The organism is Bradyrhizobium sp. 141 (assembly GCF_023074055.1).
In the GTDB taxonomy this organism is placed as follows: Bacteria; Pseudomonadota; Alphaproteobacteria; order Rhizobiales; family Xanthobacteraceae; genus Bradyrhizobium.
This window is the reverse complement of the sequence record NZ_JADPKR010000062.1, coordinates 119,747-131,795: the sequence shown is the minus strand read 5'-3', so window position 1 is coordinate 131,795 and position 12,049 is coordinate 119,747. Positions and strand designations below refer to the sequence as shown.

10 protein-coding genes are annotated in these 12,049 nt (G+C 64.1%); 5 read left to right on the top strand and 5 right to left on the bottom strand.

Translation table 11 applies throughout. The features are described from left to right. Positions 1 to 229 precede the first annotated feature (229 nt). The 3 genes from pcaB to IVA81_RS18105 all read left to right on the top strand — a co-directional run bounded on the left by pcaB (position 230) and on the right by IVA81_RS18105 (position 4,337). Positions 230 to 1,591 carry a 3-carboxy-cis,cis-muconate cycloisomerase gene (gene pcaB / locus IVA81_RS18115; protein WP_247320474.1) on the top strand — a complete coding sequence of 454 codons (1,362 nt, stop codon included), beginning with the start codon at positions 230 to 232 and terminating at the stop codon, positions 1,589 to 1,591. A gap of 113 nt (positions 1,592 to 1,704) precedes the next feature. Then, positions 1,705 to 2,961: an aminopeptidase gene (locus IVA81_RS18110; protein ID WP_247320464.1), complete on the top strand. Its 1,257-nt coding sequence runs from the start codon at positions 1,705 to 1,707 to the stop codon at positions 2,959 to 2,961. A 920-nt stretch (positions 2,962 to 3,881) separates the two neighbouring features. Then, entirely contained in the window at positions 3,882 to 4,337 is a 456-nt protein-coding gene (locus IVA81_RS18105; RefSeq protein WP_247320463.1) for a cupin domain-containing protein, read from the top strand. A gap of 74 nt (positions 4,338 to 4,411) precedes the next feature. Here IVA81_RS18105 and IVA81_RS18100 read toward each other — a convergent pair whose 3' ends face one another. The 3 genes from IVA81_RS18100 to IVA81_RS18090 form a co-directional block, all read right to left on the bottom strand. Next, positions 4,412 to 5,464, bottom strand: a complete 1,053-nt coding sequence (locus IVA81_RS18100; protein WP_247320460.1) for an amidohydrolase family protein — start codon at positions 5,462 to 5,464, stop codon at positions 4,412 to 4,414. 294 nt (positions 5,465 to 5,758) lie between these two features. Continuing rightward, positions 5,759 to 6,280, bottom strand: coding sequence for a hypothetical protein (locus IVA81_RS18095; protein WP_247320459.1), 522 nt, complete (start codon positions 6,278 to 6,280; stop codon positions 5,759 to 5,761). Positions 6,281 to 6,344: 64 nt separating this feature from the next. Further along, complete coding sequence (locus IVA81_RS18090) at positions 6,345 to 7,157, bottom strand: MBL fold metallo-hydrolase (protein ID WP_247320457.1); 813 nt, start codon at positions 7,155 to 7,157, stop codon at positions 6,345 to 6,347. Positions 7,158 to 7,444: 287 nt separating this feature from the next. Here IVA81_RS18090 and IVA81_RS18085 point away from each other — a divergent pair, with 287 nt between their 5' ends. Further along, entirely contained in the window at positions 7,445 to 8,611 is a 1,167-nt protein-coding gene (locus IVA81_RS18085; protein ID WP_256469346.1) for an acyltransferase, read from the top strand. 25 nt (positions 8,612 to 8,636) lie between these two features. Here the strand turns inward: IVA81_RS18085 and IVA81_RS18080 are convergent, their stop codons facing one another. Together IVA81_RS18080 and IVA81_RS18075 are read right to left on the bottom strand one after the other, a co-directional pair. Next, positions 8,637 to 10,163, bottom strand: a complete 1,527-nt coding sequence (locus IVA81_RS18080; protein ID WP_247320453.1) for a permease — start codon at positions 10,161 to 10,163, stop codon at positions 8,637 to 8,639. After that, a complete protein-coding gene (locus tag IVA81_RS18075) occupies positions 10,160 to 10,948 on the bottom strand; it encodes an ABC transporter ATP-binding protein (protein WP_247320483.1) in 789 nt (262 codons plus the stop codon). Before IVA81_RS18075 ends, IVA81_RS18080 begins: the two co-directional genes overlap by 4 nt. A gap of 223 nt (positions 10,949 to 11,171) precedes the next feature. Between IVA81_RS18075 and IVA81_RS18070 the strand changes: the two genes are divergently transcribed. After that, positions 11,172 to 12,047 (top strand): branched-chain amino acid ABC transporter permease, encoded by an 876-nt coding sequence (locus IVA81_RS18070; RefSeq protein ID WP_247320451.1) that lies wholly within the window; start codon positions 11,172 to 11,174, stop codon positions 12,045 to 12,047. Positions 12,048 to 12,049: the final 2 nt, after the last annotated feature.

The window sequence follows — 12,049 nt, the reverse complement described above, 5'->3', positions numbered from 1 at the left end:
AATCCCACCAACCTTGAGGCCTACCGCCCGATTGCTATCGTCCCACCGAGCCAAATAGCGCGCCCGCAACTCATAGGGTCACAAGCTCTCAGGATGACGGAGTAACAGGAGGAGGTGCCGCCGTAATGCCGTCGCGCGGTAGATGCGGCCAACGGTGAATGCCCTTTGCCGAACTGCACCGACTGCGTAAGCTGTCGCCCATACAAACACCAGCCACGAAGAAACGCCCATGCCCGCCTTTTCCGCGTCCACCACTGTGCTGGATTCCATGCTGTTCCGCGACGCCTTCGGCACGCCCGAGATGCGGGAGGTGTTCTCCGACGTCGCGCTGGTGGCGCGCTATGCCGAGGTCGAGGTGGCGCTGGCGAAGGCGGAAGCGAAGTGTGGCGTGATCCCGCAACAGGCGGCCGAGGCGATCGCGGCGCGGACCGACGTCGCCGCGCTCGATTTCGAACTGTTGCGGCAGGAGACCGACATCGTCGGCTATCCGATCCTCCCGCTGGTCCACCAGATGGTGAAGCAATGCGGCGAGGCCGGCCGCTACGTGCATTGGGGCGCGACCACGCAGGACATCATGGACACCGCCGTGGTGCTGCAGCTCCGCGCTGCGCTGGAGATCGTCGCGCGCGACATCGACGCGCTTCGCGGCATCCTGGCGAACCTCTCGAAACGTCATCGCGACACGCCGATGGCAGGCCGCACCCATCTCCAGCAGGCGTTGCCGGTGACGTTCGGCTACAAGACCGCGATCTGGCTCGCAATGTTCGATCGTCATGCCGAGCGGCTGGCGCAGTTGAAGCCGCGCGTCCTGGTCGGACAGTTCGCCGGCGCCGCGGGCACGCTGGCCTCGCTCGGCGACAAGGGCTTTGAGGTGCAGGAGGCGCTCTGTGCCGAGCTGAAGCTCGGCGTTCCCGCCTCGACCTGGCACGTCGCGCGCGACGGCTTTGCCGAGGCGGTGAACTTCCTCGCGCTCGTCACCGGCTCGCTCGGCAAGATCGCGCTCGACATCATGATCATGGCCTCGACCGAGTTCGCCGAGGTCTACGAACCTTTCGTCAAGGGACGCGGCGCCTCCTCGACCATGCCGCAGAAGCGCAACCCGATCTCGTCGGAACTGATGCTGGCGGCTTCCAAGGCGGTGCGCCAGCACGCCGGCCTGATGCTTGATGCCATGGTGCAGGATTTCGAGCGCGCCACGGGTCCCTGGCACGCCGAATGGATGGCGATCCCCGAAAGCTTCGTGTTGACCGCTGGCGCGCTGCACCAGGCGAAGTTTGCACTCGCAGGTCTCATCGTGGATGAGGCGAAGATGAACGACAATCTCGCCATCAGCCGCGGCCTGATCGTGGCCGAAGCGGTCATGATGGGGCTCGCGCCGCAGCTCGGCCGGCAAGAGGCCCATGACGTGGTCTATGACGCCTGCCGTCAGGCCAACGACAGGGGAATGAGCCTGGCCGATGCGCTGTCCGCGGACCCGCGGATAGCGAGTCGCATCGATCGCGCCACAATCGAGGCGCTCACCTCACCAAAAAATTACCTCGGGCTTGCGCCTGCCATGGTTGACCGGGTGCTGAAATCGGCAACGCGTTGAAAACCAATATGCGTGAAACTGCGTATCTTCTCGGTGTCGCAAGGTGCTCGCGCACTTGCGCCTCACGATGCTAGACTTAGATTGAACGAGAGACTTTCGGCAGAGGGCCCCGCATGACTGATCACCGCAATTCCACCGCTCCCATCGATCCCGCTAAGCTCGACCGGCTGGCCGAGGTGGCGGTGAAGGTGGGCCTGGGCTTGCGGCCGGGACAGGATCTTCTTCTGACGGCGCCCGCGATCGCGCTGCCGCTGGTGCGGCGGATCGCCGTGCATGCCTACAAGGCCGGCGCCGGTATCGTGACGCCGATCCTGTCGGACGAGGAGATGACGCTGGCGCGCTACCGCCACGGCCACGACAATAGTTTCGATCGTGCCGCCGGCTGGCTCTACGAGGGCATGGCCAAGGCGTTCTCGGACAACACCGCGCGGCTCGCCATCGTCGGCGACAATCCGATGCTGCTGTCGGACGAAGATCCTTCCAAGGTGGCGCGCGCCAGCAAGGCGAATTCGATGGCCTATCAGCCTGCGCTGGAAAAGATCGTCAATTTCGACACCAACTGGAACATCATCGCCTATCCAAGCCCGTCCTGGGCCAGGCAGGTTTTTCCTGATGATCCCGAGGACGTCGCGATCGGCAAGCTCGCCGATGCGATCTTCGCGGCGTCCCGCGTCGACCGCGAGGACGCGATGGACAATTGGGCGAGCCACAATGCGGTGCTGCGCGAGCGTACCAATTGGCTGAACGGCCAGCGTTTCCGCGCTCTGCAGTATTCGGGGCCGGGCACCGACCTCACCATCGGCCTTGCCGACGGGCACGAATGGGAGGGCGGCGCCTCGCTCTCCAAGAACGGCATCAGCTGCAACGCCAACATCCCGACCGAAGAGGTCTTCACCACGCCGCATTGCCGCCGGGTCTACGGCCATGTCGTGAGCTCGAAGCCGCTATCCTACCAGGGTACGCTGATCGACAACATCGCCGTGCGCTTCGAGGACGGCAAGATCGTGGACGCAAAAGCCTCGCGCGGCGCGGAGGTCCTGAACAAGGTGCTCGACACCGATGAGGGCGCCCGCCGTCTCGGCGAAGTGGCGCTGGTGCCGCATTCATCGCCGATCTCGCAGAGCGGGCTGTTGTTCTACAACACGCTGTTCGACGAGAATGCAGCGTCTCATATCGCGCTCGGCCAGTGCTATTCGAAATGCTTCGTCAACGGCGCGCAGCTCACCCCGCAGCAGATCGCGGCGCAAGGCGGCAACCAAAGCCTGATCCATATCGACTGGATGATCGGCTCGGCCGAGACCGATATCGACGGCATTTTGCCCGACGGCACCAAGGTGCCGGTGTTCCGCAAGGGCGAGTGGGTGAAGTAGGGCCGCTGTTCGTTATGCCCGGGCTTGTCCCGGGCATCCACGTTCTTGTGCCCGTTAAACGTGGATGGCCGGGACAAGCCCGGCCACGACGATGTGGGAGCTTCAGCGCTCAAACTGGCATTATACGCGTTCACGCCGCCGCGTTGCGCAGCATCGGGTTGTTGTCGACTGAAACGGTTGAACAGCGTCGTGAACGGGCTGCCGTCGGTGGCCCGCACGATGGCGTCGGAAGCAGCGATTGCTTCGTAGAGCGCGCCGACGGGATCGTCTGCCTCGCCAAGGTCGAGGCTCTTGCGGATCTCCTCGCGGGCTTCGTTGATTTCGTCCTCGTCGTCGAGCGTCGCCTCCAGCGCCTCCGCCGCGCGCCGCATCTCCTGGAGGTCGCCGCCGCCGGAAAATTTGAGGATGTTGAGCCAATAGGGGCGGGCGACGACGAGCTGGACGAATGCCTCGAACGTGCCAGCAATAATTCCCGCGCGGCCCTCGGATGAGACGTAGAGCATATTCTGCGACGGCAGCAGCACGAACGCGCCGCCGGAACGGTCACTGCCGATCTGCCGGGGGTTTTCGATGCCGTCGATGGTGAACCAGGGCTCCTCGTCCGGCACGAAGGAGACATCGAGGCTGATGAGCCGGGCGACGACCGAGCGATCGGCTGTTACAACCTCGGGCGTGAGGGGCATCGGCGTGGCTCCGTTTTGGTGCTTCCGCGCACTTTGTCGCACCCCGGAAGGGATCGGTTCATGTGCGCGAATTTGCAGGGAAATCGCGGCGTTAACCGCTTTGCCTCCGCAACTTCAGGCTGATTTTCGCGGCCTCCGTAAGAAAGAATTAAAAACCGATGACTAGCGTTCCCGACATCATTCTAAACAATCCGGGCCGAGACCCGGCCATATTTAATGTATCGCCTGGGGAAGAAGATGTCGCGCGCATTGATTGAAATCGGTAGTTGCAATGTCGACCTCGAGCTGCGGCCGATCGAGCCGTCCTGGATCATCGAGGGTAATCCCGTGTCGCGCTCGCACATCCTGTCCACCAGCGCCGACGGCACCGCCTCGACCATCATCTGGCAGTGCACCGAAGGCCGCTTCAACTGGTACTACGATATCGACGAGACGATCATGATCATGGAAGGATCGATCGTGCTCGAGAGCGACGGCATGCCGCCGAAGCGCTACGGCCCGGGCGATGTCATTTTCTTCCGCGACGGCGCGCATGCCAAATGGCATGTCGAGGGCCACGTCAAGAAGATCGCCTTCTGCCGCAAGACCAATCCCGTGATGATCGGCTTCCTGATTCGCGTGGTCAACAAGCTCAAGAAGATCTTCACCCCCACCGGCGAGCGCCGTCCAGCCTCGCTGATGGGTGCCGGCTAGTCTCTATTCAAGGACGCTTCCCAGCGGCCACGACGGAAGAGGGGTCGGGATCAACATCCCGGCCCCTCTTCTCGTCATGATGGCAGCTCGAGCCGGTAGACTTCGGTTGCGGTCTGCGAGAACAGCGCCGTCTTCTCGGTCTCGCTCAGAGACGAGGTGATGCGCTTGAAGGCGTTGAAGATCACCTGATAGCTGCACTGGCCCTTGTCCGGTGGGAAATTGCTCTCGAACATCGCACGTCTGGGGCCGAACGCCTCGATGCAGGTTTCGACATAGGGCCGCCAGGCCGCGGCAAGCTCCTCGGATGACGGCGGCCTCTCGCGCAGATGGAAGTCGTAGCCGAGCAGGCACATTGCGAGCCCGCCGAGCTTGACCACGACGTTCCCGCATGTCGCGATCTCCCGGATCGAGGTGCGCCATTGCGCAAACACCTCGTCGCGCCGCCCTGCAAAGCGGCCGATTCCGGCCGGGCCGCCGCAATGGTCGAGCACGATTCTGGTGTCGGGGAAGGCGCGCGCAAGCTCGGTGAGCTCACCGATCTGTGGATGGAACAGCCAGGCATCGAAGCTGAGCTTCAATGGTGCAAGGCAGGCAAATCCCTTGCGGAAGGTCGGGTCCTGCAACAATCCCCTCGGCCTGTTCGCATACATGCCGGCGACGGCAGGGTCTTGGTCCCAGGCCGAGGAATGCCGGATGCCTCGGAAGCGGCCGTTGCCGGCCGCGATCTCGGCTTCCAGCACCCCCTTTGCGGAGTCGCCCAGCAGCAGATTGGCGTGGCTGACGATGCCGGCGCAGATCGCGGCCTTGCCGTAAGCACCGCTCGCGCTCATCGCGGCGACGCCGTTGGCGAACTCGACTTCGCCGACGGGCCGGAATGCCTCGGGCCCATGCGCGCGGTACATCGAGCGGCAATCGACATAGACGGTGGCGAGCATGTTGTGGCCGGAGGCGATATCCGCGGCCATCTCCTCGATCAGGTAGCGGTGCCCGCGATTCCAGAGATGGTGATGGGGATCGACGATCGGCCGCAAGGGATCGATGATCTCCTCCTGATGCAGCGCGAGCCGGTCCTCGCGCGGCTCGACGAACAGCCCGCTCGTATTGGCGGGCACACCGCTTGCAGCCATCGGCGTTCGCTCCCTTCATGCTTTTTGTGCCGGGAGCTTAGCACCTCATAATCATGCGCAGCAGCGCGCGTTGTTCAGAGCGCCATCACCGCGGCGCAGGAGGTGCGCTCCCTCTCCCGCTTGCGGGGAAGGGCTGGGGTGGGGGTGTCTCCGCGTCGGGGTTGTTTGAGGTTACAGAGAATGTCCCTAAATGGAGAGAGCCCCCACCCGGCGCTTCGCGCCGACCTCCCCCGCAAGCGGGAGAGGTTGATGGAGCTCGTGGCCCGATTCGATTCAACCAATATTCATCTTGCTCTAAGCTGCCCGCCGCTTCGCCCTGACATCGACCATCAGCCGCCAATCGGTTGCATTGGCCGGTTTGACCTCGCCGAGCCAATGGAAGCAGTCCCTGGTGATCTCCGTAAAGCTCCAGCGCGTCAGCTCGCCCGTTTCGGTCGTGCCTTCCTGCACGATATCCTGTCCACGCAGACGGCCGATCTGCTGGCGGAATATGCTGCGGCCGGGATCGAACCAGGAAATCCGCCACGCATCGATGGTCGGATCGTAAACGCGCAGCGTCGTGCCGTACCAATTGCCGGCGATCGGAAAGGCCGGGCTGCCCGCCGGGCGGGGAATGATCCAGACGTCCTGGACGGCGCGGCCCTCCAGCACCCAGCCAAAATGAATTTCTCCGGGCGCGGTGTGTTTCGCGCCATCGGACCCATGGGCGGTGATCTCGGCATCCCAGTCGCCGACGAAGCGACCGTAGAGCTGGAGTGCCGCTGCATGCTCGGGATTTGGTCCTTCCGCATGCAATAGTCTGCCAAAGTCGGTCATGTCGATCTCCTCTTGCGAGGAGGTCAGCACGACCGGCCGACGCCGGCTTGGAGAAAATTGCGCCTCAGACCCCGTCGAGGATGATCACGGACGGCTTCGAGGGCAGAGCATCCCGCGACATCCGGAAGGAACGCTCGGTGCGACGGTCGATCTCGAAGTCCTGCCCGATCCGGCGCATGAAATCGTCGAGCGGCGTGGCAAAGCGATGCATCGGCAGCACGACGGAGGCGCGCAACCGCTTGGTAATCTCGGAGATGCCTCCCAGCGTCATGGTGTAGGTCCCATCGATCGGCACCATCACGATATCGAGCCGTCCGATCTGGGCGAAATGGCTGTCGTCGAGCTTGTGATGGAGGTGGCCGAGATGGCCGATGCAGAGGCCCGCGACCTCGAAGATGAAGATCGAATTGCCGTCGCGGATCATGTCGGCGCCGGCGTCGTCGCCGAAATAGCGGCGGATGTCGGTCGTGACATTGCGGACGAAGGTGTCACTGATGCGCTCCGACACGATCGCCGGCTTGCCGTCCTCGCTCCAGCCATGCAGCACGTGAGGAATGCGCCTGTCCGGGAATAAGGTGTAGTGGGTGCTGTGGGCGCGGTTCATGGTGGCGACATCGGGCAGCCGGCCGACCTGATAGGCGCCGCTATAGTCGGTGGCGATACGCAAGCCCGCGGGCGTGTCGATGTAGTAGGTGGAATGGCCGGCATAAGTGATCTCGACCTCAGCGGAGCTGGCGGCCTGCCGGAACGCAACCGGCATGGCCCGCGGCGCGGCATTGGCCATCGCCAGGCACTCGCTGCGCGGCGGCTGCTGGGCGAGAGCAGGCGCGAAGGATACGCTGAACAGCGCCAGAGCCGCCCAAACCAGTCGCCACATGCATCCGTCCTCGGTGACTTCGGGAAAGTCTAGCGTGCAATGCTGTGCGTAGCCAATGGGCTGCGATCAACAGCGCGTCAGTGTCGCACCCTCACTCCCGCCGCGGCCGAGCTTTCAAGTGCCGGCCATCCGGCGCCAGGCCACTCAACAGAGTTGGGCGGTGACATCGGGGGCGATGCCGGCCCAGCCGACTTGCAAGGGAACGGGGGCGCCTCTGGCCGCGACCACATTAAGCATAGAGTCAGCCTCGGCTTGTTCCGGTGTCTGGTCTTGCCTACCCATGTTCAATGGACGCGGCTGCAAATATCACCCGATATCATGCGCTCGACAGCTGGCGTGGCATTTGTGCTTGCATGGTCGCGCTGTTCCACTTCGACGTGATCAGCCATCTGTCTTTCCTGCCGCTCACCAGAAATGCGTATCTGTTCGTCGATTTCTTCTTCGTTCTGAGCGGCTTTGTCATCGCGTCGAACTATCGTTCGCGCCTTGCTGAGGGCTTCGGCGCGAGCCGCTTTCTCGTCCTGCGGCTTGGGCGGATCTATCCGCTGCATCTTGTGACCTTGCTGCTGTTCATTCCCATTGACGCTGCGAAGGACGGTGTTGGCCCAAACCTCCTGCAGGCCATCGTCACCAACATTCTTCTCCTGCAGGGACTCGGCATCAATCCGCAGAACTGGCTGAATTTCGCGAGCTGGAGCATCAGCGCCGAGTTCGCCGCCTATGTGATCTTCGCCGTCGTCGTAAGTCGGATCGGGCCGACGATCTGGCCCTGGCTGCTCCCGATCATTGCCGGACCGATCGTGCTCGCCGCCATCAGCCCGGATGGGATGAATGCGACTTACGACTACGGCCTCGTGCGCTGTCTTTACGGCTTCGCGCTTGGCGTTCTCTCCTTCGACCTACGAGAGCGCTTTCCGGTGTTGCGCGCACGCCTGACGCCGTCCGCTGAGACGTTGCTGGAGACGGCGAGCGTCCTGCTCGTCGTCGGTTATGTCTCTGTGGCCGGCAGCAGCGTCACCTTGCAGGTGGCCTCGCCGGCGGTGTTTACGCTGGTGGTTCTGGTGTTCGCGCGTGAAGCTGGCGCGGTCAGTCGCCAGCTGACGGTGCCGCTCATGCTCGTGATCGGGATGCTGACCTATTCGATCTACATGCTGCATCCGCTTGTCAGGGCCGTGGTGCGGGCGGTCCTCATGGTTGTCGAGCGCCTCGGGCATACGGACCTGTTGGTCTCTTACGCGTTGAGCTCGGGCCATGAACCGACGAAAGTGGTCTCCATGCATGGATCGCTTTGGCTCGGAGATTTCCTGCAAATCGCGATGCTGCTTTTGACCGTCTTGCTGTCGGTCGTCACGTATCGCTTTGTCGAAGAACCAGGCCGTAGCTGGGTCAGGCGCTTGATGGATCGGCGGCAGGTCGCCGCGGTACGCCGCGCACAGCCGGCTTTCGACATCTGACGTCCGCAGCTCTAGAGCGTGAGCCTCATTCCCGCCTTGGGCTTAACTTCCAGGTGATCGCAACGAGGCTCGCGGTGATCAGGCCACTGATGAGGCCCGCGATGGGGAGCGCAAGCAGCAGCGCTGCCGTCGCGGCCCAGCCGATCGAGGAGAAGGCTTCGGCGAAGGTCGCGAGCCGCGACGAGGTCTGGCGGCGGCGGAATTGGCTGCGCCGTGCCTGCACCCGGAACCAGAGTTGGATCGCGGTCGCCGAAGCCCCGCTGATGATGATCGCGCCGGCACTGATCGCGGCCTGGTAAGGCGAGGCGAAAGCGAGCGCCGCGACCAGCGGGCAGAAGATGACGGCGATCGCGATCAGCACCACCTCGATCTTGGCGCGGGTGACGCTGGATGGTGTCAGCGGCGCAGTCGCGACCAGGTCGGGGGCGTCCTCGCCCGAGATCGTCAGCCAGGCGAGCCCGCCGGCAAGCTGTCCGGCCGCCATCACGATGACAGGCGTGATCAGCGTCAGCGCCGCGGAGCTGTCGGCAAAATTGCGCCAGAGCAGCAGCGCTGGCGGCACCAGATAGAGCAGTTGCATCAATGTCTGCGAGATCAGCCAGGGATCGCGCCAGAGCAGCGAGAATTCCTTGCGCCGCAGCGCCTGCTGCCGCGATCCGCCGCGGAACGGGCGCTCCTTGGCGCGCTTGCTGCCGGAGGTGCCGTAGGCTGCGGCATCGATCGCCGTGTCGGCAAAGCGGCGCGAGAAGATCGCCATGACGCTTCCGAGCAGCACCAGGGCGAGCGCCAGGAGCAGCAGCAGTGCTTCGCTGTCCCCCATCACCGCCCGCGCCGGCCACCACCAGATGCTGTCGACATCGGGAGCATGAGCGGCCAGGCTACCCGAGGTCAGGATGGTGAAGCGCGACAGCGTGCCGTAGGACACGATCGCGGCGACCTGGAGCGCGATCACGAAGCCGGCGCCGATGATCGCGGCCAGGATCTGGGCAATGAGGCGCGTCCGCGCCGGGCCGATCAGGCGAAACAGCAGGATGGTGACGGCAATCGCGACCGCCGCGGCCGACAGACCCATGGCGACGACGACGCCGAACGCCGCGAGCCAGCGCGGGCCGCCGCCGATCGCCAGCACGTCGATGAAGGGCGTCGAGAACAGCAGCGCCATCGCGGTGACGGTGAGCGCGATCGCGGCGATGCGGACCGAGAACAGATTGGCCAACCTCGCCGGCGAGGACATGATCAGGTCGAGATCGGCGCGGGCGTAGAACACCCGCGTCACCGATTCGATCGCCTGCGACAGCATCAGGGTCCAGGCGAGAAAAATCGTCGCCGAGATCACGATCAGCGAGGATTCGTCGAGCGGCAATTGCAGATCGGCGAAGCGGCCGATCACCGCCCAGGCCGGCAGGTGCAGCAGCGCGGCGAAGCAGATCAGGCCGATGACAGCGGCGCGCGTCCGCTTGCGTCGTCCGCCGGTCATCATGGCGAGCGATTCGCGCCAGGCGAGCCGGAGCTCGTGGCGGGCAAACCAGGAGAGCGCGGTTGCCGAGCTCATGCGGCTTCCGGAAGCGTCACCAGCGCGATGAAGAGATCCTCTAAGCTGGTGTCGGCGTGGCCGTTCTGCTGCCGCAGCTCGGTCAGCGTGCCCTCGGCGACGAGGCGGCCCGAGGCGATCACGCCGATGCGGTCGGCCATCCGCTCGGCCACTTCGAGAATATGGGTGGTCATGATGACGGTGCAGCCGGCGCGAACGCGTTCGCTGAGAAGACCCTTCACGTGGCGAGCAGAGACGGCATCGAGCCCCGTCAGTGGCTCGTCGAGGATGATGAGGCGGGGATCGTGCACCAGCGCGCCGGCCAGCGCCACCTTCTGGCGCATGCCCTTGGAAAAGCCCTCGCAGCGCTCGTGCCGGTGCGGCTCGAGGCCGAGCGAGCCGAGCAGGTCCTGCGCAACCGGCTCCGAGGCCGACGGCGCGATGCCCCAGAGGCCGGCGACGAATTCGAGATATTCGAGCGGGGTCAGCTTGTCGTAGATCATGGGCTCGTCGGAAACCCACGCCATCACCTGCTTCGCGGCAACGGGGTTTTGGAGCGCATCGATGCCGAAGATCGAGACCGCGCCGGCATCGGGGCGCAGCAGGCCCGCAACCATGCGCAAAGTCGTTGTCTTGCCGGCGCCGTTGGGGCCGACCAGGGCGTAGAATTCGCCGGCGTGGATGGTGAGATCGAGGCCGTCGACCGCCAGACGGTCAAAACGCTTCGTTAACCCCAGGACTTCCAGCGCCGAGCTGTCCGACTTCATGACGGCCACACCATCCGGTTTTGCATCGCCCGCGACCATGACCCGAAGACGTTTCGGCACCGTGAATCGCGCTGCCGCAAATTCCGTGCTCCAGATTGGACTAAAGGCAAGTCACCGTTTGTTGACAGCGCTGGGCGGTTCAGGCTGAATTGGTTCCGGACAAATGGCGCTAACGCAGCGAAACGACTGCGTAGCGACTGGACACAAGATGCGGCAAGGCGGTCGGGAAGAACCGCCGGTTGTATCGGGAGGACGCGCGTCAATGCTGGATTTCGTTCAGCAGCTGGTCAGCGGTGTTGCGCTCGGCTGCGTTTACGGCCTGATCGCTCTCGGCTTCGTGCTCGTCTACAAGGCCACCGAGGTCGTCAATTTCGCCCAGGGCGATCTGATGATGCTCGGCGGTTTCTTCGCCTTCACCTTCATCGGCATGATGGGCCTGAACTACTGGATCGGCTTTGCCGGTGCGGTGGCCGCGATGGCGCTGTTCGGCATGGTGGCGGAGCGCGTGGTGGTACGGCCGATCCTCGGCTATCCGCAATTCTCCATCATCATGGCGACGATCGGGCTCGGCTATTTCCTGCGCTCGATCGCCGGCATGATTTGGGGTACCGATGATCTGAAGATCGAGACTCCGTTCAGCCAGGGCGTGCTGCGGATCGGGTCGCTGGTGCTCGCCTACGACAAGCTGTCGGTGATCGCGGCGACGATGATCCTGTGCACGCTGCTCTATCTCTTCTTCAACAAGACTACGCTCGGCACTGCGATGCGCGCCAGTTCCGAGAACATGCTCGCCGCCTACTACATGGGCATCCCGGTCAAACGAGTGGTGTCGATTGTCTGGGCGATCAGCGCGGCGGTGGCGACCTGCGCCGGCGTGCTGCTGGCGCCGATCACCTTCATCCATTCCAATGTCGGCCTCGTGCTGGGCCTGAAGGCATTTCCCGCCGCGGTCCTCGGCGGCTTCGGCTCGATACCGGGCGCGGTGGTCGGCGGCGTCCTGATCGGCGTGATCGAGAGCATGGCGGGCTTCTACCTGCCCGAGGGGTGGAAGGACGTCGCGCCGTACCTCGTTCTGCTCGCGGTGCTGCTGTTGAAGCCTGAAGGCCTGTTCGGCCATCACGTCCGCAAGAAGGTCTGAAC